Source organism: Sessilibacter corallicola, from assembly GCF_021290925.1.
GTDB lineage: Bacteria > Pseudomonadota > Gammaproteobacteria > Pseudomonadales > Cellvibrionaceae > Sessilibacter > Sessilibacter corallicola.
Window position 1 is genome coordinate 558438 of sequence record NZ_JAJSLX010000002.1, and the last position, 26225, is coordinate 584662.

General features: G+C 42.3%; 20 protein-coding genes and 1 tRNA gene. 10 read left to right on the plus strand and 11 right to left on the minus strand.

All coding sequences use genetic code 11. The annotated features are described in order from the left end of the window. Positions 1-15: 15 nt before the first annotated feature. On the minus strand, positions 16-1401 hold the full coding sequence (locus LU361_RS09730) for an adenylate/guanylate cyclase domain-containing protein (protein ID WP_233088650.1): 1386 nt from the start codon (positions 1399-1401) through the stop codon (positions 16-18). A gap of 213 nt (positions 1402-1614) precedes the next feature. Further along, a complete protein-coding gene (locus LU361_RS09735; protein ID WP_233088651.1) occupies positions 1615-2619 on the minus strand; it encodes a hypothetical protein in 1005 nt (334 codons plus the stop codon). 348 nt (positions 2620-2967) lie between these two features. On the opposite strand from LU361_RS09735, the gene LU361_RS09740 reads away from it, so the two are divergent. Next, positions 2968-3055: transfer RNA gene (locus LU361_RS09740), tRNA-Ser, on the plus strand. Between the two features lie 61 nt (positions 3056-3116). Here LU361_RS09740 and LU361_RS09745 read toward each other — a convergent pair. The 3 genes from LU361_RS09745 to ybiA form a co-directional block, all read right to left on the minus strand. Continuing rightward, positions 3117-5093 carry a methyl-accepting chemotaxis protein gene (locus LU361_RS09745; RefSeq protein ID WP_233088652.1) on the minus strand — a complete coding sequence of 659 codons (1977 nt, stop codon included), beginning with the start codon at positions 5091-5093 and terminating at the stop codon, positions 3117-3119. A 400-nt stretch (positions 5094-5493) separates the two neighbouring features. Then, positions 5494-6222: an esterase/lipase family protein gene (locus LU361_RS09750; protein ID WP_233088653.1), complete on the minus strand. Its 729-nt coding sequence runs from the start codon at positions 6220-6222 to the stop codon at positions 5494-5496. A gap of 1192 nt (positions 6223-7414) precedes the next feature. After that, entirely contained in the window at positions 7415-7963 is a 549-nt protein-coding gene (gene ybiA / locus LU361_RS09755) for a riboflavin biosynthesis intermediates N-glycosidase (RefSeq protein ID WP_233088654.1), read from the minus strand. A gap of 321 nt (positions 7964-8284) precedes the next feature. On the opposite strand from ybiA, the gene LU361_RS09760 reads away from it, so the two are divergent. The 3 genes from LU361_RS09760 to LU361_RS09770 all read left to right on the plus strand — a co-directional run bounded on the left by LU361_RS09760 (position 8285) and on the right by LU361_RS09770 (position 11834). Further along, positions 8285-9286, plus strand: coding sequence for a type I asparaginase (locus LU361_RS09760; protein WP_233088655.1), 1002 nt, complete (start codon positions 8285-8287; stop codon positions 9284-9286). Between the two features lie 653 nt (positions 9287-9939). Next, positions 9940-11142, plus strand: a complete 1203-nt coding sequence (locus tag LU361_RS09765) for an extracellular solute-binding protein (protein ID WP_233088656.1) — start codon at positions 9940-9942, stop codon at positions 11140-11142. Positions 11143-11411: 269 nt separating this feature from the next. Next, positions 11412-11834, plus strand: coding sequence for an Hsp20/alpha crystallin family protein (locus LU361_RS09770; protein ID WP_233088657.1), 423 nt, complete (start codon positions 11412-11414; stop codon positions 11832-11834). Positions 11835-12214: 380 nt separating this feature from the next. On the opposite strand, the gene fnr is transcribed toward LU361_RS09770, so the two are convergent. Both fnr and hemN read right to left on the minus strand, forming a co-directional pair. Beyond that, positions 12215-12967 (minus strand): fumarate/nitrate reduction transcriptional regulator Fnr, encoded by a 753-nt coding sequence (gene fnr / locus LU361_RS09775; protein WP_233088658.1) that lies wholly within the window; start codon positions 12965-12967, stop codon positions 12215-12217. 669 nt (positions 12968-13636) lie between these two features. Continuing rightward, complete coding sequence (gene hemN / locus LU361_RS09780) at positions 13637-15001, minus strand: oxygen-independent coproporphyrinogen III oxidase (protein ID WP_233088659.1); 1365 nt, start codon at positions 14999-15001, stop codon at positions 13637-13639. Positions 15002-15344: 343 nt separating this feature from the next. Here hemN and LU361_RS09785 point away from each other — a divergent pair, with 343 nt between their 5' ends. Further along, positions 15345-15488 (plus strand): hypothetical protein, encoded by a 144-nt coding sequence (locus tag LU361_RS09785; RefSeq protein WP_233088660.1) that lies wholly within the window; start codon positions 15345-15347, stop codon positions 15486-15488. A 301-nt stretch (positions 15489-15789) separates the two neighbouring features. Here LU361_RS09785 and LU361_RS09790 read toward each other — a convergent pair whose 3' ends face one another. From LU361_RS09790 to puuE, 4 genes are all read right to left on the minus strand, one after another. Beyond that, the gene (locus tag LU361_RS09790) at positions 15790-17157 is read right to left on the minus strand and encodes an amidohydrolase family protein (RefSeq protein WP_233088661.1); all 1368 of its coding nucleotides are present in this window, start codon (positions 17155-17157) and stop codon (positions 15790-15792) included. Between the two features lie 79 nt (positions 17158-17236). After that, on the minus strand, positions 17237-17872 hold the full coding sequence (locus LU361_RS09795) for a cupin domain-containing protein (protein ID WP_233088662.1): 636 nt from the start codon (positions 17870-17872) through the stop codon (positions 17237-17239). 152 nt (positions 17873-18024) lie between these two features. After that, positions 18025-18405, minus strand: a complete 381-nt coding sequence (locus LU361_RS09800; protein ID WP_233088663.1) for a cupin domain-containing protein — start codon at positions 18403-18405, stop codon at positions 18025-18027. Positions 18406-18475: 70 nt separating this feature from the next. Next, positions 18476-19384: an allantoinase PuuE gene (gene puuE, locus LU361_RS09805; protein ID WP_233088664.1), complete on the minus strand. Its 909-nt coding sequence runs from the start codon at positions 19382-19384 to the stop codon at positions 18476-18478. A gap of 466 nt (positions 19385-19850) precedes the next feature. Between puuE and LU361_RS09810 the strand changes: the two genes are divergently transcribed. The 5 genes from LU361_RS09810 (at position 19851) to LU361_RS09830 (ending at position 26223) form a co-directional block, all read left to right on the plus strand. Continuing rightward, positions 19851-20966, plus strand: a complete 1116-nt coding sequence (locus LU361_RS09810) for a purine nucleoside permease (RefSeq protein ID WP_233088665.1) — start codon at positions 19851-19853, stop codon at positions 20964-20966. Between the two features lie 82 nt (positions 20967-21048). Beyond that, positions 21049-22059 (plus strand): adenosine deaminase, encoded by a 1011-nt coding sequence (locus LU361_RS09815; RefSeq protein WP_233088666.1) that lies wholly within the window; start codon positions 21049-21051, stop codon positions 22057-22059. 439 nt (positions 22060-22498) lie between these two features. Next, complete coding sequence (locus LU361_RS09820) at positions 22499-23710, plus strand: amidase (RefSeq protein WP_233088667.1); 1212 nt, start codon at positions 22499-22501, stop codon at positions 23708-23710. Positions 23711-23736: 26 nt separating this feature from the next. After that, positions 23737-25332 (plus strand): gamma-glutamyltransferase family protein, encoded by a 1596-nt coding sequence (locus LU361_RS09825; RefSeq protein ID WP_233088668.1) that lies wholly within the window; start codon positions 23737-23739, stop codon positions 25330-25332. Positions 25333-25392: 60 nt separating this feature from the next. Beyond that, positions 25393-26223 (plus strand): sulfite exporter TauE/SafE family protein, encoded by an 831-nt coding sequence (locus LU361_RS09830; protein WP_233088669.1) that lies wholly within the window; start codon positions 25393-25395, stop codon positions 26221-26223. Positions 26224-26225 lie beyond the last annotated feature (2 nt).

The window sequence follows — 26225 nt, forward strand, 5'->3', positions numbered from 1 at the left end:
TGAGTTAGGTTGTAATTACTGAATCACCTTGTCTTTTATGGTCTCGATGGCCTTTTCGAGATCATAAAGCACCTTTTCTTTCTCGAAGTTTCTAATCTTCTCTAGGTCTAAGTGCATCGAGAAACCGTCCAGATTAGTTTCCATGTAGGTTTGGTTTGAACCCAAGTTCTTACGAAAATCGACGACTTGGTAAACCTCAATTGGGTAACTGAAACCTTTCGCTTCAATCATGCCTTTGTTAATACACATGATGGTGTCTTTCACCAGCGCCCAAGATTCGTGAGATAACAAGATTTCACCGGGATCAGCGGCGGATTCTAAGCGGCTGGCGAGGTTCACATGGGTGCCCAGCGCGGTGTAATCCAAGTGATGGGATTTAGCACCAAAGGTACCGACGGTACAAAAGCCCGTGTTAATGCCCATACGAATTTGAAGCTTCTTCTTGATTCCTTGGCTGAACCAGTGGTTTTGAAGCACGCGCATACGTTTTTTCATGGCAATTGCCATCGATACGCAGCGCAGGCAATCGCCCTTGGTTCCGCGGGTTTCGTGATCGCCAAAGATAACCATAATGCCGTCACCCATAAACTTATCCACAGTACCGCCAAAGTGGGAAATGATCTTAGTCATTTCTGTCAGATACAGGTTTAGCAGGGTAGCCAAGGTTTCAGCTTCGAGCTCTTCCGACAATGAGGTAAAGCCCTGAATGTCGGAGAAGAAAACGGTGAGGCGTTTACGGTCCGTTTGCAACTTGGCTTGATCGTTTGTGCCCACTGCGCTGTATACGGCTGGAGAGATGTAGTGGGATAACTGAAAGCCTTTCTCTTTTTCTTTCTCGTTGATTTCGTTGAGTTCTTCGATTTGCTCAGTCATTGAGCGAATTTTTCGGTTTACAAATAACCCGTAGAGAATGATGTAAACGCTGACGCCGATCAGTGTTGTTGCACTGATTTGAATGCTGGAACTGAGCACCCACACAGGCGTGTATATGAAAGCACCAATACCCGCGCCGATAAAGAACGCAGCGTTGTCTTCAAGCCACTTGCGGCTGCCACCTTGTAATGAGGCGTTAAATTGAATGATGGTCGCAAACAACGCCGTCGGTAAAATCTGGAAATCAACCAAACACAAACAGGCACCAATAAGAGCAGCATCAGCCCAACCAAAGACACGCTCAAGCTGCTCTTTTTTCTCTTCGGAGCTTTTGTCTCCAAGCAAACGTGTAACAGCTAAGTAAATCAGCGTCAGTACGGCCAATACCGTAGAGATGATGTCAAACGTCGGCCAGCTTCGGTAAGAAACCAGGGTTCCGACCACGGAAAAAGCGATCAGGGAACGAAAATAAAAATGCCTTTGGGGATGAGACCAAAAATCAATGGATGGTTTGTTGTCCTTCGCCATGGTGTTCCAGTGTGAGATTACTTAATAATTGGTCTTTCGGTGACCTTCATCACAATTTTAAAGGAAGGTCCGTAGCTGAAAAAGAGTGAATTATATGATTTGTTATAAGAATATTCCTCTAAAAATATTTCTCAGGAATATTTGTCGTTCAAGTGAATATAACGTGTTGCTGTAGGCTATGTCCACGCCAGGAGAGTGTACATTTAACAGGGATTATTCGCTCATATGCATTTGAGCCAAAAGCTGCTCGATCTCGGAATCTTGCTGTTTGATGTGTTTTTTCAGTTTTTGATTTTCAGACACCAACTGATTCACTTGCGCGGGTTCTGCGGAGGTTTTGGTATTAGCACTGTCTTGTAGGCTGTCAATTTGTGCGTAGCAGGTTTCTATCTCTTTCTCTAAGAGCGCGACACAAGCTTCGGATTCCTGCAAATACCGAGTTTGTTGTTGCAGTTGCGCCTTTAAATCCTCGCCCGTTTTAGAATCGGCCAGCGATTGCGGGTTTTTCTCAATTTTGTCTAACCACTGGTTAATGTTATTGAATTGATCCGAATGAAACGTTTTCAGCGCTTGTACCGATTCGTCAGATTTTCCCTTTGACGGAATTTCGGTGACAGGGTCCGAACGCAAATTTGCCAGTAGATCTCGGTATTGCAGCAGTGCAGCCTCAATTTCACCGTCGGCGCCTTTCGCTTTTGCCAAGTTGATTATTTCTTCAAAATTGTCTTTCAGCGCCTTATCGCTGGTATTTTCTTCTGTGTTATTCGACGGTTTTATTTTATCTAAGATACCGGCAAAGCCTTCATACAAAGACGCCCACTTTGGAGTTTTACTGGATTCATCCGTTGTGAAGGCCTGGATTTCATTTTTCAAAAACGCATGCCGCAACGCCACCGCTTGCGCTTCGATAGAATCAGCTTCCGCCAAACTGGTATCGACATCGTGGTGGCCTGCAACCTTGCCATGATGTTTTTTGGTCAACTGTACTTGCCCTTTGAGCTGGCGTAAGAATTCAGGTGCATCGGTTGCTGATTCACTGGAAGCCGCCTTCTCTTCCTTTAATTCCTCCAGTTCCTCATTCAAACCCTTAATGCGAGATTGGAGTTTATTGATCAGCTTTTTCAAGCCTTTCACATTGAATAAAAGAAAGACCAAAAAGCAGATCATAACAGCGTAGATCTCCGCTGCACCGATCAATAACCATTTAGAGATTTCCATTAATACACCTGAAGCCGTCGGGCCAATAATGATTGTTCATGTGGCCCTCAAAGTTAACCTTTATAGCTGAGTATTGACAATGATCCGCCATCTAGCCAACTTCTGACGACATCTGGTCCGGTTTTAGTGAACTTATTAAGATTGGAAATAATAATTGTTGTTCTAGGATTTATTGGCCGGGTGTGTGTATTACTCGAAACTTGTGCTCAATAAGTGTTCAAGTTGAAAATTGGCTTGGGATTATTTGCATAATGATCCTCAAAGCGATTGATTCTGACCGCTGCTTTACGTATAGTTCGCCCTCCCAAAATTTGGCGACAAATAGAAATCGCTGAATATTTGGCGTACGGTGAGGTGTCCGAGTGGCCGAAGGAGCACGCCTGGAAAGTGTGTAAGTCGAAAGGCTTCGAGGGTTCGAATCCCTCCCTCACCGCCATTGAATATTTAAAAGAAGCTCCACGCATTGGGGCTTTTTTTGTGTCTGTACAATACTCTAATTAGCTCGTACCGGTATCGACACTCTGAAAGCTCACGGCAATAGTATGCAGTTTATTGGCTAGGTCGACTTGTTCATTAGTGACAATTTCAATTTCCCCGGCATTTATATTCATATTATTCATTCGCTCGTTGATCATCCGAATGGATTGGGAAATTGAATCAGTCGTTGTTACTTGTTGTTCGGAGGCAGACGCTATTTCATCCACCATAACATTGATATTACCCACTTCTTGTTCGATTTCTGACAACACTGTTTGCACCGACGCCGATTCTTCCGAAACAGAGCGTGCCGATTCGGTTCCTCTTGTTATTGCCTGAAATGCTTGTGTGGTTGTTTCATTGAATTCAGTAATGATGGCGCTGATTTCTGAGGTGGATTCTTGTGTGCGTCGAGCGAGCGTTCTGACTTCGTCAGCCACTACCGCAAAGCCGCGACCGTGTTCGCCGGCTCTCGCTGCCTCGATTGCAGCGTTTAGCGCGAGCAGGTTGGTTTGTTCGGCAACGGATTTGATAACTTCCACAACATTGGTAATGCCGGTACTTTTGTCATTTAACTGCGACATAGCTGTGCCAACTTGTTCGATGTCATCAGCCATTTTACGTACGTTATCGGTATTTTGTTTGACGGCTACGGCGCCTGATTTAGCAATAACAGAGCCTTTATCGGTCGCGCTGGCGGCGCTGTGAGTGTTTTTTGCTACGTTGGCAATAGTGATCGCCATTTGTTCGCTGGATTCGGCAACTTGGGCAGAATCCTCACTTTGTTTTGTTAAATCTTTTTTATTGCTTAGGGTTAGTGACAATGTTTTTTCTGAGCATGTTTTTAATTCCGAACTTGCCGCAGATAATTGATGCAACACATCTGAAAAAACCGAAAGCATACCGTTGAGCTGATGCGCCATAGAGCCCAAGTCGTCGTGGCCTAAAACTTGTGCTCGGAATCTTAAATCTTTCTTTTTAACCGCGTTCTGAATGGTATCTTTTACCGAGCAAATTTGTTGGTTTAATTGAGAGAAAACCGCATAGCTAAAAATGCTGATTATCAAAAGAGCCGCTAATGCAATCGATAAAATGCTGTAAAAAGACGATTGAGCATTGCTGTGGATGTCTCCGGCCAGGTTCATTAGATCCTGATTGATTTTATCTTCGATAATTTTTAACTGATTGATACGGGCAGTGGCGGCATTAAACCAATCGGCTGGGTTAACGCCAAAACCCCCCGCAGAAGATTTCTCAAAAGCAATTGCTCGGTAATCGTTCACTTGTTTTACCGAGCTATGTGCCATGGTTTGTTCAAAAAAGTCGAGTTGTTCTTGGGTGGAAAAGCGCGAGAAATTTTCGAAAAGCAAACTTTGCTCTGTGACTAATTGTACGAATCGGTACAGTGAATCTTGAGAAAATGAGCCTACCGCAAAGCTGTTGCTCATTACCGCGCGTTCGATTCCGGCGCGTTCTTTACCTGCTAAAAAGCTGTAATACGCGAAGGTATTTTTTGCAACCTCGTCATACTGAGTCATGCGGGCGATGTACGGTATGCCCTGAATAAAGTAGGCGTTAGTATCGGTAAAAAATGCGATCACTTCTTTTGCGGGCACAGACAGGTTTTCTGCTTGAGTACGGACTTTTTCTAAATTTTGTAACCTTGAGCGCATTATATCCATAACGTTTTGTATTTCTTTGTATTGGATATTGTCTCGATGTTTGTCGTAATCACTGATCCAAGCACTTAATTTTTTGTCGGTTTCCGCTTGTTGTAAATCCAATTCTCTTTTGAATCTATTTCCTTCAGAACCCACATACACCGCGCTTGCTCCGCGCTCTTTTTGTAACTCATGAACCAGTAAACTGCTAGTAGCGGTGAGTCGCAATAAGATCTGGGTGTCTGATGCGCTGCGCATTGCACTTAAATTGCCCCACAAGGCTATGGCAGCAAGTACTAATAAAACCAGTGTTGTCGGTCCAACTAGGAGTAACATCTTTGTTTTAAAAGACCAATTTTTTATGAAAACCATGTTCAAATACTCATGTTCCGGGAATATTGCTACTGAAACTCAAGGTGTATTAGCTTAGCTGTTAAGAAGCTGTAATTAGGTTTGAGTGTAGGTGAAAAATGAGAGTTTTGGAGAGCGGTATATTAGTGTTAGCGCGGTGGTTTAAAAGGAAGCGTAAAAACTAAGAGGGAATAAACAAGCAGCACCTGCAGGGGGGCGACGCAGTGTGTTGTTTTGAAAAGCCGTAATATTACCAGGCTTAAAAATAGGTAGAGATTACTAATATACAATATCGGTAATTAAACGTTTATTGGCTTGATTGTTGTTAATCAGAGACTTCTTAAACCTGTAACAGCACATCCTTGTGCTGATGGAATCACAGAATTTAGCGAATTAAATTCACTTGATCTCGTGAAGTGAATTGTTGCAATCCGAAATGACCGAAGCTGTAGGTAAAGCTGTTGTTTTCGTTGTCGATTTGGCTGGCGTGAACACCGAATACCAAACACGTACCCGATCCACAGACAATTTGGTCTACCCAGCTTTTCATTGAATAAACGCGGTTTGCGATTTTTCTGCCGTCTAACCAATCTAAGAATGGGCTGCTTACTGATAAACCTTGGCTACCACAGGTAGAGCTAGGAACATTAAATGGGTAGACACCGCAAGTTAATAGTCCACGGTAAGCACCCGCGATACCAACAAAAGAGTTTACATTGTTGGCTTGTCCTAGTTTGATGATTTGTTGTGCGGCTAGGGTAACGCCCATGGAATGGGCGATGACATCGATTCTACCCGTACAAGAATTGGCGAGTGCGCTGTTGATGGCGTTTCGAACGGGAAATTCCTCTGAGCCGCTGTGATCGTTACATCCTGGGCAGGTTTTTGAACCCCAGTTTGGTCGGAAAATTTGGTTGGGCAACCATCCTTGTCTGAGCAGTTCGTCGTAAGTTGAATCCCAGTCGTCAGGGGCTCCGGTATTACCGTGAACTAAGACTACGTTATCAATACATGCTGCGATTACGGTTGTTGACGCCCCGAGGCTCGCAGTAACAACAAAAAACAATTTAAATAAAAATGAAGTAAGAATATTGCTCTTATTGAAATTAGACATAAAAAACCCTTTATTCGGTTTAGGTTATTTTTTGTTTTTAATGCGCTAATTTTTCATCTTTGTAATAGTGCTTAGTTGCGTAAAGCAGTATTAAAAACAGACATTAATAACTACGCAAAGTTAATAATTTACGTATTTGATTTTCTGGTAAGAAAACACCGATAAAGGTGGGTATACCGACAACAGATCATGACGTTGATATTATTTGTATAAAGCTCTACAAGAATCGGTACTGCATAACAATAAAACAATACAGAATAAATTTATTCAGTATTGATTTGTTTGTTGATTCCTAATTTAGATGAAACTCTTAGCGTTTCCAGTATTTCTAACCACGAAATAAATAGATTTAAATTCGTAATTAAAAATTAGCTGACCTTTTGCCAGTTGAATAGGAGTTGAAGTTAATCAGTTCCTTATTTTTAAATTAAGGTAAAGGCTGTTGGTTGATTAGTATAGCTAAAGTTTTTGTCAGTTTAGAAAGCGTTTCCAATATCTATTATGGGTTATATGAATTTTTGTGATGTATTTATTGTGTTTGGTTTTTTGTCTTATAAAAAATAATATTTACTTTTGTTTGTTGAATACTTTTTTGTAATTAGCGTTGTTTTGATTTTAATATTTTTATTGTTGGTTTTAATAAATAAAAATATTCTTCGGTGTTTATTATTTGTTTTTTTGTATCTTGTTTTGTCGGGCTAATGCCGTAATTTTGCTTCTGTTGTAATTGTATTGGTGCTGGTTTTGGGTCTATGAAATTGTTTATTCAATAAAAAGTATTTGTATCAGATGGAGAGCATCTGATAACAAAATGTTTGCTGTACTAACAGTCATTTATTTCAGTTTTAAAGGATCTTGCACACTGGTATTTTTAATTGTGTATTTTGAATGTTCATAGTGCGTGCCAAAACATCAGCAAGTGATGCCGGTACGATTTTGCTTCCTGCATTTGGTATTTGTTACTGAGACTTCAGTGACTAGCAATGAAAAAATTACTAGTGAAGAGGAACCTCAATGAAAAGTTATTTTTTGATCGATGCCTCAAGCGTGTAAAAGTGAGTTGCTAGAGGCATAATCCCTAATTATATTAGGTGTAATTATTTTCTTTAATTGCTAGACACAGAGTCTAACTTTTATTTAAGTAGAATAAATTGAATTTTTATTTTCAATTTTCTATGGTTTTATAAATTTATTAAATTAATTGGTTGCGCACTTCCATTAGTGCGAAACCCAGTAAATTTTTACCTCGCCAAAGGTTAGGGTCTTCGCACTTTGGATCGTCTTGTGACAAGCCTATTCCCCAAATTTTATCAACTGGGCTCGCTTCTACAAGAACTCTATCACCAGTACCAACAATAAACTTTTTCAGCTCTTGGTTGCTGTTAAATTTAGCGAGGTTGCCCTCAACAACAATACTGAAACACTCTCGCTCCCAAATGGTTTGGTCGAACCCCTTTACTTGGCGGCCGATGGCTTTAACCTTCCCCGGTTTGTCAGCTGACAATATCTGATTTGCTGCTGAGTGATCTTCAAACAGTACGGCTTTTTGATACATCATATAATGCTCTGCGGTCATAAAACGCTTATTGCCGACCTTAAATGGAGCCTCGTACCATTGGCTAAAGCAGCTTTTTGTCACTTTTGATTTGGCGGTTTGGTGGCCCCAAAAAAATACATACTTAACTTGGTGCCCTGTATTTAGGTAATTGATTAAATCTTCCGTTGTTTTTATATCCAACATCTTTCCCTCTAATTCTAGTTTTCAGATATCGTTATTTAGTGCGTGAGTCGCCGGTGGTGTCTCATTGATCCATAAGCCCTGCGATGGGTTGAGCAAACTTGCCAGTCGCGGTGCTGGATGCTCAATTATCAAGCTTGTTTTGGCGACCACAAACAATAGAGTATTATGTGCAGCCGTGTAATGGGGGCGTATACCAATCGCGACAGTTGCTCATGGATGACATTTGCTCATGGGTATTGACGATAAATGGCGGTAGTTATTACTCGTGTCATCATTGATTATCCACGCAGACATTAGGCTCATTGTAATTTAGGCATAAACATGACCAAACGTATTCTTATTTTGTACACCGGCGGTACGGTCGGTATGGTGCCGTCGGACGCGGGGTATGTCCCGTCTGCGGGATTTGATGAGCGATTTCGTCGGCAATTGGCTGATTCGACGGCTCAGTTGCCTGAATTCGATATTATTGAGTTTGATGATTTAATTGACAGCTCGAATCTACAGACCTCAGATTGGCGTTTTATCGCTCAGCAAATAAACCATTATTGGCAAGAATACGATGGCTTTGTTGTCTTGCACGGCACCGACACCATGGCATACACCGCCTCGGCGCTTTCATTTATGCTCCAGGGGTTAGATCGCCCTGTGGTGGTAACGGGCTCGCAAATACCGCTGGTGCAACCCAGAAGCGATGCACTGAGTAATGTTGTCACCAGTATTATGTTGGCTGCCAATCAAACGCTCTGCGAAGTTGTGATTTACTTTGATGGCAAGCTGTTGCGTGGTAACCGCGCATCTAAGGTTCATAGTACGTCTTTTAATGCCTTTGATTCGCCAGACTTTCCCGCGCTGGGAGACATCGGTATTTATTTCCAGCTGCGAGAAGAGTTGTTTATGCCTGCGGGGAAATTCAATCCGGTCATCCCCGAATTTGATCCCGAAGCTGTGGTGATTTTACCGATTTATCCGGGACTGCAGGCGAGAACCATTCAGTCGTTGCTTACGCCCAATTTGCGTGGATTAATCTTATTAAACTACGGAGTCGGCAACCCCCCGGATCGCAATGTTGCGTTGATGGAAGAATTCGAACGGGCTATTGAGTCGGGTGTTGTTATTGTGAATTTAAGTCAGTGCCATCGCGGGCCTGTTGTTCAAGGTGCGTACTCATCAGGCGCGATATTTAATCAAATGGGTGTTATTGGCGGTGCTGATCTAACATTGGAGGCGGCTTTTACTAAGTTGCACTGGTTGCTCGCTCAAAACTTGCCCGCAAAAGACGTTGGTCGTTTAATGACTCAATCTATGTGTGGCGAGTGCTGATGCACTTTTAAGTGAGAGTTGGTGAGTGCTCTTTATCTGAACAAGTGTGATACAGGTTATGTTGAATCAAATCCAAGAGGTTATTACCCCGTTTTGGGTTTGATCAACGATCGATTTATCGTTAATTGTCTCATTTTTCTTTTTGTTGTTTCCCTTTCTTCTACCATCTTTGCAATTAAATGCATTTTTCTCTGAATTTTAACTTTTGTTTTTAAAGTTAAAACGCTTGTGCGTTAAATTAAAAAGCTCAAATGTTTGAGTGTTTTTTCATGTGCGCCTTAAGTATTAGTGGAAAAGAGTTACTACTTAAGAATCTATAAAATACAAATAATTGGTCTAAAGGTTTTTTTTGCTATTTATTTACAAGAATAAATAAAAGAAGCGTTGCGCGTTTAATAATATTCGTTAGAGTTGGTTCCTATACCGTGTGTAAGCGTTATTGATAAATAGGGTAACTTTAAGCGCTGCTGCCAACAATTTATTGTCGTTCAGTCTATTGTCATTTAATCAGTTATAAGAAAAACAGTGTCTTGGTTGAGTGTCAGTTTTTATTGAAGATAATAAAATCATTTTAGTGTTAGCACGCTTTGCAGTTACTGATCCATCATTTTTACAATGTAAAATAAGAATTTGTGGTATGGAGAGTTAACCCAATGAGGATGTTAGGTTTATTGGCCGTTATTGTGGCTTCGATTTCAAGCCAAATTGTTTCTGCTCAAGAAGAATCAAAAACTCTTCGAGTTTATAATTGGAGTGGTTACATTGGCGACGGTGTGATTGAGGCATTTGAAAAAGAAACAGGTGTTGACGTTATCTACGATACGTACGATTCCAGTTCTGAGGTAGAAGAAAAAATCCTGCGCGGTGGCAACAAGTACGATGTTGTTGTTTCTTCTTTAAATTTTATGGCGGCTCAGTCAAAGCAAGGTTTGTTTCAACCGATTGATCGTCAAAAAATCCGTAACTACGACGGCCTTGATCCCGATTTTATGTCCAGTGTTTCAACCTTAGATATCGAGAATACACACGGTATTCCTTATATGTGGGGAACGTTGGGTATCGGTTATAATGAAACGATGGTTCGAGGTGTTCTAGGCAGTAAAGCTCCCATCGATTCTTGGGATTTGATTTTCAAACCTGAAAACCTTAAAAAACTCAGTGCGTGTGGTGTTTCTTTTTTGGAAGAATCCACTCAGATGACTTCCCTTGTACTTAACTATCTTAAAAAAGATCCCAACTCATCAAACGTAAGTGATTATAAAAAAAGCGCAGAAAGCTATCTTAAAAAGCTTGCTCAGCATGTGAATGTTTTTGATTCAAAAGAATTTCTTGATAATTTATCGTCTGGAAAAATCTGCGTTGCTGTTGGTTGGAGTGGTGATATTGCTAAGGCAATAAAAGACGCGAAGGCAGAAAACAGTAATCTTAAGCTGCGTTATGTTTTGCCGAAAGAAGGAACATTCCGTTGGGTAGATATGTTATCGATCCCTGTGTTATCTGAAAATACCGATATTGCACACGCATTTATCGACTTTTTAACTCGCCCAGAAATAGCCGCGAAAAATACCAATAACAACCGCTACGCCAATCCAGTTCCCAAGTCGCTGCCGTTCGTTGAGCCGTTGTTGAGGGATGATCGATCTATCTTTCCTACGAAAGATGTTCAGCTTAAATTATTTCAAAATAGCCCAAGAAGTATATTGGTGCGTCGAGCCATTAAGGATGTTTGGAAAAATGTGCTTGATGAATATCAGAAATTCCATCCGGTTCCTTTTAATCCTAATTTTTTAAAGCACAATACTCAAGACTCTGAAAAGATATGGGATGAAGCTGCAGATAACTTACTTCAAGGTTAATTTGAAGTAATATTAAAAGCTGGCTCCTTTAGGTTAAAAGCGCATTTGATTTAGATTAAGTGCGCTTTTTTCGTTTTGGTGTGTTTTTTATTAAACTAATAATTAAATTTTATTCTTGACTTACCTCAATGTGGATTTTTCTTGGCGTAATACAGTGTACTTGAAATTAGTGAGACGTTATTTGAAATTGTTGTTTATCATTATTTGTTGATTATTAATTATTAAGAAAATTCTGTTAATTTTTAATGCAGACAATAGGAGATTGAATTATGAGCCTTATTCCTCGTCATTCATTTTTCGATTTTGACAACTTTTACGATAATTTTTTTGCTCCTCACGTACACAATCCGAGTGACTCTGTATTTATGCCTCGGGTTGATATTGTTGAAAAGGATAATCACTACGAAATCAAGGCCGATTTGCCTGGAGTAAAAAAAGAAGACATTCACATTCAGTTACACAATGGTGTTCTCTCTCTGGACGCAAAAATGGAAAGCGAAAATTCCGAAGAGCAAGATGGAAAAGTTATTCGAAGGGAGAGAAGGGCAGGCAGCTTTACGCGTACGTTTAGCTTAGGGGCTGCAGTGCAGGAGAGTGATATTTCTGCCAGTTTGGTCGATGGCGTTTTGCTTATTAAAGCTCCCAAGCTTACTGAGTCTAGCTCAGAACAAAGGAAAATTGAGATTAACTGAATCCACTACTTTGGAGAGTCCAGCACAGGGATGTGTTGCTTTTTGGTGGGGAACGTGAATTTCAACCGGCATCAACAGCGGCAACCTGTTAGATAACAGTTGATATCATCTCAATGCGGTAATTATTAATACGGATGTTTTTAAATTGTGGTGTTTGAGGCAAGCCACCGTCAGTTATTTGAGAATCGCTGATGGTGGCTCTTGTTTGGGCTTTTGCGGATCTTTCAGTTTGCCTCAATTTCCGACTTTTTTACTGCGAAATACTTTTACTGCCAAATAATAGCCGCAAAAGAAATGTTTATCGCAAAAACAGCGTTAATTTGAAGTTGTTTTAATTAGAGACTCTTTTGATCCATAGAACTCTTTTGATCAAGGTTTTATTAAGCGGTGCCAGATGAGGCATCAAGTACGTGTTCCTCGTAGGTACAGTGAGTACCTGCAAGTTCACTCAAGCCAACCAGATCGATAATGGTGATGTCGCGCTGTGATACTTCGATAAGGCCTTCCTTTTGGAAGCGGCGTATTAGGCGGCTGACGGTCTCAATGGTGAGCCCTAAATAGTTGGCGATATCGGTGCGAGACATGGAAAGTCTGAAATGGGTAGCTGAATACCCGCGTTGTGAATAACGGCTCGAAATATTGATCAATAACGCGGCCAAACGGTCTTCTGCGGAGCGTTTACCCATCATTAATAGGAATTCATTGTTGCTTTGGATTTCAGCGGAAAACAGATTGTAGAGCTGTTGCTGAAGTGCCGGTACTTTCTGAGAAAGCAGGTCTAATTGCGCTTGCGGTAAGAAGCATACACTGCTGGTTTCTAGTGCTTCGGCGAAACTGTTGTGTGTTTTGCCGTGATAGGCGTCAAATCCGAGTATTTCACCCGGAAATGAAAACTCAGTAATTTGGCTGTCGCCGTTAGTGGCGATAACAACAGATTTGAAGCTACCAGAGCTGATGGCGAATAAACCTTCGAAATGGTCGCCAGTGTGGTACAGCGTTTCCCCTGCATGGAGCACTCGTTTTTGCTGCACGACGCCTTCGAGCTGTCCGATATCTTCACTGGACAACGTATGAGGCAGACAAAATTTACTTACTGCGCAATTGCTGCAACGAACGTATGAGGTAACAGTCATGAGGGCCTTCCTACCGAAATTTGCCCGGTAAAAATTTCTGGGTGTACCGGGTGTGCATAGTTTTAAATCTACGAATTAGAAATATACGGTATTCACCTTTATTGGTCGACCGTATTAACGAATTATTCGAAATTTAATCCATATTGTCTTACTAAATTACTAGGTTGTTGCCTTGATATTCAACAACTTGTCGTCAAAATTTTCATCGTTGTGGAACGATCTGTGTACTGACTGGCGGATCTCGACAAACTTCTTAATCTGCATATATCGCTAATCGTATTAACGCGATTAGCGTTTATCTATCGTGCTTATAAAGCAAGATCAAATCATAAAATATAAATGTTTGCTCAGCACCTGCCTGATAAAAACCTAGACTTTGGTAAAAGCAAAATTGCATAGCTGCTATTTTTTGTTCTTAGGTTTCCGTTTGTTCTTGCTGTTGTTGGGTTTCTATCAGGCATACCCTGCAGGTAATAACCCAGTAATACTGTCAGTATTATCACCAGTATTTTGTTTTAGCCGTTTTGGTTAAATTGACTAACCTACCGGTTAAGCCACTGAGCGTAAAGCTTGTATTACTAATATTAAATTAAGAATATTTTGTTTTACCGATTTGAAATATTCAGATAATTTTATATTCCATCTAGCTGAAATTTTTGTTCAATACAGCTAGGTATTGTGGGTTTGCCAATGACCTTGGAAAACGGTTGCTAACTGGTTGGCAACCCACTGGCCGGAGGTTGTCAATTTTAGTTCGTGATCGTTATTGATCAATAACTGTTTACCAAAAGTTTCCTGAATGGTTTCAAGTTCGTTGGCAAAGTAAGTATCAAAATTTTGTTTCCAGCGTGCCTGAAAAGCTTCTTTGTCGATTTCTTCATTGCACAGCAATTTTAAGGTGATATCGCGACGAATCTGGTCGTCCAAACTCAACGCTGTGCCACGGTATACCGCGTGACCTTGTGTGCGAACCTGCTTGGTGTAGTTTCTCAAACTGAGCTGGTTTTGCCAAATTGCTGACGGCGTTGTTGATACGGCCGATAAACCAAAGCCCAACACAGTATCTGACGGCTCTTTGCTGTAGCCGCGATAGGTCCAGTGAATGCGTCCTTTTTTGGTCGCGTCCGATAGCGGGTCTTCATTGTGGACAAAGCAATTGCTGCCAACGGCGTGAAAGCCAATTTCCTTGAGATGGCTGACCGCAAATTCTTGCATGTCTTGGATGGCTTTCTCTGACGGTAAGGTGTCGCTGTCAATCGATTGCTGAGATTTGAAGATCTTTGGATTGTGGGAATATCGCTGTAAGACAATACGCGATGGCGCCAGTCGCAGAATTTGCTTCAAGCTGTTGGAAAAAGTAATAACCGACTGTTCTGGTAAACCATAGGTCATGTCGATACTGATCGAATGAATTCCCTGAGCCCTTGCGATGGACGCCGATTGTTTGATGCGCTCAAACGAGTATTTGCGATTAATGGCTTGTTGAACGTCGTTGCTAAAATCTTCAAAGCCAAAATGCAGGCGATTAAAGCCCAGGCTTTTTAGCAGTGAAATGATTTCGTGATCGACATTGCGTGGATCAACTTCTATGCAGTAATCGCGATCGATTGATTTATTGGTTCCAAAGGCGCCTTCAACGGCCAGCATGACACGACGCAAATCGTCGGCCAGTAAAAATGTGGGCGTTCCTCCACCGACATAAAGTTGATTGGGTGCCGGAAATTCTTTGTTCTGTGCTTTTAATGCGTCGCGATACCATTGTATTTCTTGCCGTAAAAATTCGGCGTATTGCGCCGCCAGCCCGTATTGTCGTGTCACGACAATATTGCAGTTGCAAAAATTGCATAATTCTTTGCAAAACGGGATGTGTATATTAATGGCGGGAGTCTGGCTGAAATTTAGGTACTCTGATAACGCTTCGTGGGAAAAATCCAGTTCGCTAAACGTTTCTATTGGCGGATAGGGAGACAGGCGCGACTGAAACGATTCAAGTCTAGTTAACAAGTCTGAATTTGTAGAAGTGTGTGCAGGCATAAACCCGAGTTCTCTTTCATTAGTTTTGATCGTTGTTAATTTCACCAAAACGTTTTTATTGCTCAATCTTCATCAGACATTTGGTTCTGGTTTGTTAACTAAAAAGCAAATCAGTCTCTTCAATTTGGCCTGGATCAACCAAGGAGCAACTCTATAGTTCTCTTAGAATTTTGGGTTGATATGAATCAAGAGCAAACGGCTGAACGGGTCGTAAAGTTATCACGAAATGGAAACAAACTTCTGAAGACGCACTTTGCTTCACGCCGGTTTGAATGAATTTTTCCACGTATTTTAAACGCACGGTCTCCCCGAAATTAATATAAATAGCCTTAGGAGAAATCACATGTATTTAGACGATGTTATTATTGCCGGTATTATCACTGTATTAGCCACTTGTGTTGTATTGGGCTACGCGTTGAAACACATTATTCAACACGTTCGTAAAGAAATTAAAAAGTCAGAAGAGGCAAGCACGTCTCAAAGTTAAAACGTTTCAGAACGAACGTTGTGCTGTGTTGCCACTGATGGCGGGTTTGAGTGAAGGCGATTTGCGCGAGTTGTAGATAAGAGCTTTGAATCTTTTTATTTGAAGCTTTTATTCGAGAGTTATTAACCCCGGTAATGGGTTAATTAGAGGCTTTTTAGGTTTTATATTATTAGGTTTAATATAAAAGTACTCAATGTAAAAGTGCTTTTTATAAAGGTATCAATGTAAGCGCTAATATCAGTGCCGACAAAAAGAATCCTGAACTGGGATTCTTTTTATCGTTGAGGCATTGAATTGGAATTTACGGTTGTGCCTTAACCTCAGCTATTTTTTTAGCGATGGCTTTCGAATAGTGTTCAACTTTGGGTAACAGCTTAGCTGCATCGATGTTAACGACTTCGCCGTTTTCCATAACAATGTTACCGTCAATAATGCTGGTTACCACTTGGTCAGAATTAATAACGTAGGTTAAGTGCGAAAAAACGTCGTAAATAGGTCGTGATTTCACATCGCTAATATCGATTTGAATCATGTCAGCGGCCAGCCCTGATTTTAACTGCCCAATTTTTTGCTCCATTCGAATGGCTTTCGCGCCGCTGCTGGTTGCTAGCTTAACGGAATCGATGGCTGGTAACTTGGTGGGGTCGTAGGAAACCAGTTTCTGCATTAAAGCAGCCATGCGAATTTCTTGAAATAAATCCAGATCATTATTACTGGCGGCGCCATCGGTGCCTAAACCAACGTTCACGCCAGCGGCCAGCATTTCAGGTACAGGCGATAATCCCGAACTGAGTTTTGCGTTGGAGGTTGGGTTGTGAATGGCCCCTAGTTTAGACGTGCGAATTTTATTGTATTCGTTGGTTTCAGGGTGAACCATGTGTGCGCCGATAATCCAATTGTCTCCCAGCATTGCCAACACGTGTGAAACGGGTGTGTTTTGGTAGCGTTCTTCAATAATTGCTTTTTCATTGCGGGTCTCTGCAATATGGATTGAAATGGGCACACTCAGCTTGCGAGCGGCTTCGCCAACTTCTTGTAGGTTTTCAGGTTTGATGGTGTAGGGCGCGTGTGGGCCAAATCCAGGGATGATACGCGGATGTTTGTCTTTCCAGGTATTGACGTATTTTACTCCAGCGGCAAAAGAATCATCCCAGCCTTTAAACCCTGGACTTGGGTAATCGATCATGGGTGCGGTTAAAATTGCTCTCATACCGCAATCGACCATTACCTGAGCGATAACTTCAGGATAAAAATACATATCTACGATGGTGGTTGTGCCGGTTTTAATTAATTCATAACACGCCAATTCTGCACCGACTTTCACAAATTCTGGCGATACAAATTCGTTTTCAAATGGAAAAACGTACTTCGTTAACCACGCCATTAATTCCAAATCGTCAGACATTCCTCGAAACAATGTCATAGCAGTATGGGTGTGCGCATTAATCAACCCTGGCATGACAATTTTATTGGTGCCGTCAATGTAATGCGTCGCAGTGTATTTTTCGCTAATAACCGACTGCTCATCAACGGCAACAATGGTATTGCCCGCGATTGCCACAGAACCTTGGTTAATCAACAATTGTTCTTCGTTCATGGTGACAACGTAATCACCGGATACAATGAAATCTACAGACTCTTTGGCGTGGCTGTGATTTGAGGCGGCCAAAAAAGAAATACCCAGCGCGGAGGCCGTAAATTTTAATGTTGAACATAGAGATCGAAAATACTTCACTGCAAAACCTTGTTTAATGTTTACTGAACTGATTGATAACGTCTGCGTGTTGAGGGAATTGTGCCAACAATTCTTGTTTTACCCCTAACGACATGTCTTTAAAGTCAAAACCCGGTGCGACTGCTTCGCTGATTAATCCGTAGTTGCCGGTTTCTAAATGCGATGCTTTCCAAGTGCCGCCTTTAACAACAAGTTGGAGCTGTTCCCCCGCTAACGGATTGTTGCCCATTCGAACCACTTCGAGTTCGCCGTTTTCGTGAATCAGGTAATAAGTGATTGGCGAACCGAGATGATAATAGTGAATGATGTCGGATTTATTGTGGTGCCAATGGCCAACGGCGGAATCCTGTGTTAGAAGATAATAAATAGAGGTCAGCAAAAATCGCTCACCCTCTGCTGTGTTGAGTTTATCTCGGTGGTCTGCTTGGTAGGTTCTACGATAATAACCGCCTTCAATATGCGGCTCTAAATTAAGCGTTTTTACCAGTGCTTGGATCGATAAATCATTTTCGGATACGTCAGTCATAGTGGTTGTCGCCGATTCATCGGAAGAAAATGGTGTCTGTGAGGTTTCTGAAAACGCAGTTTGTTGTGAAATCAAAAGTAACGCACCTAAAATAATGCTGATAGGGTTGATATGGTGTGACATAAGTTTGCCTTTCAAATTTAGGAGTTATTAATGGATGATTTTTTAGGTTTGTTTTCTCAGATTTTTTCTCTTAATTTTCTTCTTTCTTTTAATTCTTAGTTTTTTGGTTTTTCTCAGATAGATATTTTATAGAGTTGGAAATAAGCACAACATTAAATCCATGCTTGGTTTTCTTGAGCAACGGTAACGTCGGTTTTGTGCTCGCCAGTGTGTTCCGTGCTTGCCGGTTCAATCATTAAAAAGTGGGTATCATCTTCGGCGATGGGGCAATGTTCAACGCCTTTGGGAACTACGAATAATTCCCCTGGGTTCAATTCAATGGCTTCTAGTTCAGAATTTTCTTGTCGAAGTTTAATCGTGAGTTTGCCTTTAACCACCAAAAATAATTCATCTTCATTTTTGTGCGCATGCCAAATAAGTTCACCGCTGCCTTTGGCCAGTTTTACCAACTGACCGTTAGACTCGGCGATTATTTTTGGCGTCCATTGTTCTTCAAAATTGCTGAATTTCTCAGCCAGATTTATTTTTTTCATGGTCATATCAGGTTATGAAATGAATGTTAAAAAGTTATTTTGGGTTTAATCAAATATCTCTATCAATACATTACGGTTTTGAGCTGTGGTGTTTATGCCAGTGTTCGGCAATCTCTAATCGGGTGCACACCCAAACGTTACTGTGACTTTGCACATAATCCAAAAATCGCTTCAATGCCATTGCTCGTCCAGGTCGACCTACCAATCGACAATGGAGGCCCACGCTTAACATTTTGGGGGCATGTTCGCCTTCTTCGTAAAGAAAATCAAAACTGTCTTTTAAGTACGCAAAAAATTGATCGCCGCTGTTAAATCCTTGAGGCGTTGCAAAACGCATGTCGTTGCTGTCGAGCGTGTAGGGCACGGTTAGCAGGGGTTCGTCGAAGTCGTGACACCAATACGGTAAGTCGTCGGCGTAGGAGTCTGCGTGGTATTTAAAACCGCCGTATTCTGCCACTAATGCGCGGGTGTTGGGACTGTCGCGGCCAGTGTACCAACCCAGAGGCCGGCTGCCGGTTGCCTGAGTGTGAACGTCTACTGCTTTGGCGAGCATTTCTCGTTCGGCTTCTAGGCTCATGTCTTGGTAGTGAATCCACTTTAAACCGTGACAGGCAATTTCCCAGTTGGCTTTGAGCATAGCCTCGACGGCATCGGGATTTTTTAACAGTGCTTGGCCGACACCAAACACGGTAACCGGCATGTTGCGTTCGGTAAACAAACGATGCAATCGCCAGAAACCGGCTCGCGAGCCGTATTCGTAGATGGATTCCATACTCATATGGCGCTGGCCAGGATAGGCTTCGGCACCGACGATTTCCGACAAGAATTTTTCAGACGCAGGATCACCATCGAGAATGCAGTTTTCGCCACCTTCCTCGTAATTAATGACAAATTGCACCGCAATGCGGGCATTATTAGGCCAGTTAGGTTTGGGTGGCGTTTGTCCGTAGCCGATTAAGTCGCGAGTTAATTCTTTCATAGAGCCTGTGTTTATGTTGGGTTAGATTTTAGCAATTTAGAATCTTTTTTGTGCGTCTTGACTGATCAGAGATTTAAAATGCGCATTGGTGGTGCTTTTCGGTTTCTATTGGGCACTTTTTCATGAGTTATTCACAGTGATGTTCGTGTATGCTTTGATCCCAAATTATTAATCCCAATAGACGATCATAAATAACGCTTAGGAATCTGTTTAACCCCAAAATGGTTTAGCTCAGGTTATGTCTGTGTTTTCAATATTCGCTTTCTTTATGAATGACCTGCGTTGAGTCATCGACTTTGGCTAAACCGAGTCAATACGTGCATTTAAGAGGTTATATCGAGTCATTTGGGCGTTGAATACGGGTTCCTTTACACTGTTGGGACGCAGTTTGCATTGCAAACAGCAAAATATTGACCAATTGGTTGGTTTTTAAGTTTATCAATCTAGAGTATCTGAGGATAGTTGCGTGAAATTATTGCACCGAAAGTCACTTGTGCCAGCGGTAATTGTTGCCAGCGGTATTTTGTCGGCCTGTGGCTCAAAAGACCAAGCAGAACCAGCGGTGGTTTCCCCTGTTGTTGAAGCACCTGCACCAATCGAAGTTAAAGCCGTTGTTGTTACCATGTTTGAAATCGGTGAAGACTCAGGCGATACCGCAGGTGAATTCCAGTTGTGGAAAGAGCGTGAAGGGCTGAACACTCGCTTTGAATTCCCACAGTCATTCCACGACATTTACATGAACGAAGAAACCGGCGTGATGGGTATTGTCACCGGTATGGGTACCATGAAATCGACGTCTGCGGTAATGGCGTTGGGCTTAGATCCTCGTTTTGATTTCACCAACGCGTACTGGTTGGTTGCAGGTATTTCTGGTTTCGATCCAGAAGACGCTTCTATTGGTTCGGTGGCTTGGGCGGAATACTTAGTCGATGGTGATTTCGGCCACGAAATCGATGCCCGAGAAATTCCCGAAGATTGGGACACAGGCTTTTTCCCGCTGTTCAGTGCCGGACCTTATCCTGAAAAACGTCCGCCAAATCAGGGCGAAATGTTCCAGATTAATGGTGAGCTAGCGAATTGGGCATTTGAAATGACCAAAGACATCGATTTGCCCGATGACCCTGCGGTCGCAGAAACTCGTGCGCATTTCACCGAGTATCCCAACGCTCAAAAACCGCCGTTTGTATTGAAAGGTGACAACTTAGCAGCGATGACATTCTGGCACGGCGAAATTTTAAATGAGTGGGCCAATCGCTGGGTGGATTACTGGTCTGAAGGCAAGGGTGAATTCGTATCCTCTGCGATGGAAGACACTGGTACTGCGCAATCTTTGTTTTATTTAGACCGCGCCGGAAAAGTTGACTACGATCGTTTTATGGTTATGCGCTCTGCCAGTAACTTTACCATTCCTGAGCCAGGAAAAACTGCGGTGGAAAGTTTGACCAGTGAAGGCGAAAGTTACGAAGGTTTGGGTTTATCCCTTGAAACCGCGCACATTGTTGGCAGTAAAGTCGTTCATGAAATCGTCAACAATTGGGACGTCTATAAACAACAGCTTCCTTACGAAGTTGAGAAAAAATAAAAACCTGTTTAATGAAGGCTCAGTAAACGCAAGTTTTCTGAGCCAAGTGCAGAATTTAATACTAATTACATGAGAACAAACCGTGAGTAATTCAGAACTCATAAAAAAAATTCCAAAAGCAGAATTACACCTGCATATTGAGGGCACTTTGGAACCAGAAATGGTTTTCCAGCTCGCCGAGAGAAATAATATAAAACTGCCTTATGCGAATGCACAAGAATTAGCAGCCAAGTACAATTTTAGTGATTTACAGTCCTTTTTGGATTTGTATTATCAGGCAACCGATGTTCTGCAAACTGAGCAAGACTTTTTTGATTTAACCTGGGCTTATTTGGAACATTGCGCAGAGGATAATGTTGTTCACTGCGAAATATTTTTTGATCCACAAAGCCATACCAGTCGCGGTGTACCGTTTGCTGATGTAATTCAAGGTATTCACAAAGCACTGGTTGCCGGTGAAGAAAAACTCGGAATTACCAGCCAATTAATTTTGTGTTTCCTCCGTCATTTACCAGAGGAAGACGCTTTAAAAACGTGGGATGAAGCGCAGCCTTGGCTCAGTTTAATCAGCGGTGTCGGTTTGGATTCTTCTGAACGTGACTTTCCGCCTAATTTATTCGCCAATGTTTTTGCTAAAGCAAAACAAGCGGGTTTGAAATTGGTTGCTCACGCCGGAGAAGAAGGCCCAGCGCAATACATTGAGCAAGCGTTGGATATTTTAAAGATTGATCGCATTGATCACGGCGTTCGAATTACCGAAAGTGATGAATTAATGGATCGCGTTGCCAAAGACAATATTGCGCTTACGGTGTGTCCGTTATCGAATGTGCGTTTGTGTGTGTACTCACAAATGCAAGAGCATCCGCTGTTAGAATTGCTCGATCGTGGTTTGCGCGTGATGATTAATTCAGATGACCCGGCGTATTTCGGCGGTTATATGAATCAGAATTTCCATGCGGTTGATGAAGCGTTAAATCCTTCTAAAGAACAAATTATTTTGTTGGCAAAAAACAGTATTTTAGCCAGCTTTTTAACTGATCAAGAAAAACAAACCTGGCTCGATAAAATCGATTCTGTCGCTCAATCTAATTAGCGCCAATTAGCTTTAAAGCAGCATGTGTAGTTGGTAGTGGTTGTTTAGAAAAAATCACTACCAATCACACACTCGTCAGATTTCTAGATTTTATAACCTAGAAACTGATCATCATGAAATTAATCACCGCGAAATAATTTTGGTCTTTATCAAAGGTTGCTTTATTTCGGTTTGGTCGATCAACTTAAAAACTCTTTTTATTCAATTAATATTCATCAATTCAGTGTGGCATTTGTTTGTTTCGAGTGGCACATGTTAGAAAAGTTGCGATTTAAAAGTTGATCAATTGGTCAGGTTATGCCAAACTCAGATTGATTTATCAATCTTATATCCTGCCCGAATCCTTGTTTTGCAAGTACCTACTGGCTTTGTAAGTACCTATTGTTTTGTAAGAATCTTTTGTTTTGTAAATTGAACCCGAGGTCCATTGCGTGCCGCTATGAACACTGCTGCCGAAATCCAATTAGATTGCGCCAATTACCAAATTCCTGACTGTATTACAGATAAAAATGGTAGTTTGTCCGGCTTGCGTTTGGGTGTGAAAGATTTGTTCCATATCGCGGGCTTACCAACCACGGCGGGCAATCCCGATTGGTTGAAGACTCACCCAACGCCTAGTTCGACGTCTTCGGTGGTTAAAACATTGATCGAGCAGGGTGCTGAGCTAACCGCAAAAACCCTCACCGATGAAATTGCTTACAGCTTGAATGGTGTGAACAGCCATTATGGAACGCCGATCAACCCAGCTGATAACACACGCATTCCCGGCGGTTCCAGCAGCGGTTCTGCGGTCGCCGTTGCCAATGGCACAATAGATATTGGTTTAGGAACCGATACCGGCGGCTCTATTCGCGTGCCAGCCAGTTATAATGGGCTGTACGGTTTCCGCCCGTCTCATGGTGTTGTGGCTGTGGATAACTTGGTCGGTTTGGCACCGGGGTTTGATACCGTCGGTTGGCTAACACGGGATTTTGCGACCTTGCACCGTGTTACAAGCTGCCTAGTGCCAGAACAGCCTTCGAGTAAGATTGAACGGTTGGTGGTGGCGTTACCACAAGGGTTATCGGTACAGGCGTTATCGAATTGGAAAGCCATTGTGGATGCGTTATTACCGAAACTGAACGCAATTGTTTCTGATGTCTGCGTAAAAGAGTTACCACAAGCAATGTGTGCCAAAGCCAGCGATGCCTTTCGTGCACTGCAAGGCCGACAAATTTGGCGGGAACACGGTGATTGGATTGAAGGTGCTGAGCCCACCTTTGCCGACGATATTAGTGCGCGGCTTCAATGGTGCAAAAGCTTAACTCAAGCGGATGAAGATTCCGCCGAGCTGTTAGCGCAGGAATTTTTGGCCTATTGGCAGCAGGAATTTATTACTGATTCAGCAACAGCGGTTTTGTGCCCAACCACACCCGGTGCTGCGCCTAAGCTGACAATGGCAGACGATGAATTAGCCAGTTATCGAAATCATTTAATGGGACTTACCGCGCCTGCGGGTTTGGCAAAAGCGCCGCAAATCAGTTTGCCATTAATGAATGATCAACACGCTCCGTGGGGTGTTTCGTTAATTGGCCAGTATTTATCAGATCAAGCCGTGTTGAATTTGGCTAAATTGATCGACGACCGCGAAGTTAACAATAAAAATATCTAAAAATAGAATTTGATACAGGATTTATTATGGCAAATGTAGCGTTTACAGCGCCCCACAGTGAAGCGGCCGAAATTGGCTTGTCTGTTTTAAAAGAAGGCGGTAGTGCCGTTGATGCTATGGTCGCGGCAGCGGCGGCGATTGCTGTAGTTTATCCCCATATGAACAGTTTAGGTGGCGACGGGTTTTGGGTGATTCAAAAACCGGGTCACGAACCTGTCGCAATCGATGCTTGTGGCAGCTCTGGTTCTTTGGCGACTATTGACCATTACCAAAGAATATTGGCCGAGAAAAATTTAGAGGCCATTCCCAACCGAGGCGGATTAGCGGCCATTACTCAAGCGGGAACGATTGCCGGGTGGCATTTAGCGCGTGAGATTTCTAATAACAGCAAGGCATTACCGTTATCTCGGTTGTTAGATCCTGCCTACGAACTTGCCAAAAAAGGCATTACGATTACGGAGAGCTTACAAGCGGCTTCTGAAAAAACCTTTGATGAATTAAACGGTTTTTCGGCGTTTTCAGATGTTTATCTTGATGATGGAAAAACATTAAAAGCTGGTGGTACGCTCAAAAATCCCTGTTTGGCGGATATGATCGATCATTTAATTCGATCCGATTTGGGGTTGATGGATTTTTATCGCGGCGATATTTCTAAATCGGTCATCAGTGGTTTGGCTAATGTTGATAGCCCAATTACTGGCGAAGATATTTCTAAATTTAACGCCGAACAAGTTATCCCTCTGACCACAAAAATTTCGAAAGGCCAATTGTTTAACATGGTCGCGCCGACTCAAGGGTTGGCTTCATTAATGATTTTGGGTTTGTACGATCGCGTTTATCAAAAAGGTTGGAGTGAAACCGAGCGAGTACACCATATTGTTGAGTGTACGAAACAAGCGTTTTTAATTCGTGATCAGTACGTGTGCGATCGCGCTCGTATGAATAAAGCGGCACAAGAATTTTTAGATCCCAAATTTTTAGATTCCTTAGCGGAGAATGTTAATTCTAACGCTGCTTTACCTTGGCCGAAGCCTGCCGAGCACGGAGATACCATTTGGATGGGAGCGTTGGATAAAGACGGTACTATGGTGTCGTTTATTCAAAGTATTTATTGGGAATTTGGCAGCGGTGTGGTGATTCCTGATTTAGGATTGGTTTGGAATAATCGCGGTTTAAGTTTTAATTTGGATAAAAATCATCACAACCATTTAACCCCGTACGCAAAACCTTTGCATACCCTAAATCCCGCTTTTGCGTTGCTCGACGACGGGCGCCGTTTCAGTTACGGAACTATGGGCGGTGAAGGTCAGCCGCAAACGCAAGCAACTCTCTTTGCGCGTCATATTTATGAAGGTTTACCTCTCGACGAAGCCATTGCGAAAGATCGTTGGTTGTTGGGACGAACCTGGGGTGATGTCAGTAATAATTTAAAAATTGAAGAGAATTTATTTAACGAGGTGGGTGACTCGTTGCATAAACTCGGTCATGAAGTTGCCAGTGTGCCCAGTCAAATTGAAATGATGGGACACGCCGGTGGCATTATTTTAGATCGTAATGGTGATTTACAAGTAGCAACCGATCCACGAAGTGACGGTGCGGCACTGCAAGCGGTTGTGAATTAATAAATTCGCACCGAGTTATCAAATCATCAGAATGTTTTACGTATTTTTTTGGAGTTGTTTGTGGATCAAATAATGGAATTGTTACCGGTTTTTATCGCACTGATTTTTACCGGGATTTTTGCTGGAATTTTGGCAGGTTTGTTAGGTGTTGGTGGCGGAATTGTTATTGTTCCGGTGTTGTATTTTGTGTTTCAAGGGTTGGGTGTTGATCCTGCAACGGCCATGGTGGTTGCAACGGGTACATCGTTAGCCACAATTATTCCTACGTCAATTTCGTCCATTCGTGCACATCACGGTAAAGGCAATGTCGATTGGGATTTATTAAAAAGCTTTGCGCCATTTATGGTTGTTGGCGTATTAGTTGGCAGTTATTTGGTAACCATTGTTACCGGGCATTTCTTCAGTGCGTTGTTTGGTGTTATGGCCGTTTTGGTGTCTGCCAATATGTTGTTTCGCGCAAAAGCAAAACCTCTGGCGGAATCCTTACCAAGAGGTCCTGGAAAAGGTGTTATTGCGTCTTTAATTGGTTTTTTCTCGGTAATGGTCGGTATTGGCGGTGGCACGCTGGGTGTTCCAACGTTAACAGCATTTAATGTTGCCGCACACCGAGCAGTAGGAACTGCCGCGGCATTCGGGTTATTGATTGCCTTACCCGGTGCGTTAATGATGTTAATTCAAGGCCAAACTCCGGTTAATGCGCCTGAATATACCTTTGGTTTAGTTAATGTTCCTGGCTTAGTTGCCATTGTGCCTCTGACGGTTTTGTTTGCTCCAGTGGGTGCAAAAATTGGCGCAAAGCTCGATGGTGCCATGTTGAAAAAAGTGTTTGCCGTTGTTTTGGCAATTACGGGTGTTCGTATGTTAATTCAAGTTATCAGTGCATTAGTGTGAGG

Coding starts and splice junctions, on each gene's coding strand:
- LU361_RS09730 (WP_233088650.1), bottom strand. CDS start 1,401: ATGGCGAAGGACAACAAACCATCCATTGATTTTTGGTCTCATCCCCAA.
- LU361_RS09735 (WP_233088651.1), bottom strand. CDS start 2,619: ATGGAAATCTCTAAATGGTTATTGATCGGTGCAGCGGAGATCTACGCT.
- LU361_RS09745 (WP_233088652.1), bottom strand. CDS start 5,093: ATGTTACTCCTAGTTGGACCGACAACACTGGTTTTATTAGTACTTGCT.
- LU361_RS09750 (WP_233088653.1), bottom strand. CDS start 6,222: ATGTCTAATTTCAATAAGAGCAATATTCTTACTTCATTTTTATTTAAA.
- ybiA (WP_233088654.1), bottom strand. CDS start 7,963: ATGTTGGATATAAAAACAACGGAAGATTTAATCAATTACCTAAATACA.
- LU361_RS09760 (WP_233088655.1), top strand. CDS start 8,285: ATGACCAAACGTATTCTTATTTTGTACACCGGCGGTACGGTCGGTATG.
- LU361_RS09765 (WP_233088656.1), top strand. CDS start 9,940: ATGAGGATGTTAGGTTTATTGGCCGTTATTGTGGCTTCGATTTCAAGC.
- LU361_RS09770 (WP_233088657.1), top strand. CDS start 11,412: ATGAGCCTTATTCCTCGTCATTCATTTTTCGATTTTGACAACTTTTAC.
- fnr (WP_233088658.1), bottom strand. CDS start 12,967: ATGACTGTTACCTCATACGTTCGTTGCAGCAATTGCGCAGTAAGTAAA.
- hemN (WP_233088659.1), bottom strand. CDS start 15,001: ATGCCTGCACACACTTCTACAAATTCAGACTTGTTAACTAGACTTGAA.
- LU361_RS09785 (WP_233088660.1), top strand. CDS start 15,345: ATGTATTTAGACGATGTTATTATTGCCGGTATTATCACTGTATTAGCC.
- LU361_RS09795 (WP_233088662.1), bottom strand. CDS start 17,872: ATGTCACACCATATCAACCCTATCAGCATTATTTTAGGTGCGTTACTT.
- LU361_RS09800 (WP_233088663.1), bottom strand. CDS start 18,405: ATGAAAAAAATAAATCTGGCTGAGAAATTCAGCAATTTTGAAGAACAA.
- puuE (WP_233088664.1), bottom strand. CDS start 19,384: ATGAAAGAATTAACTCGCGACTTAATCGGCTACGGACAAACGCCACCC.
- LU361_RS09820 (WP_233088667.1), top strand. CDS start 22,499: ATGAACACTGCTGCCGAAATCCAATTAGATTGCGCCAATTACCAAATT.
- LU361_RS09825 (WP_233088668.1), top strand. CDS start 23,737: ATGGCAAATGTAGCGTTTACAGCGCCCCACAGTGAAGCGGCCGAAATT.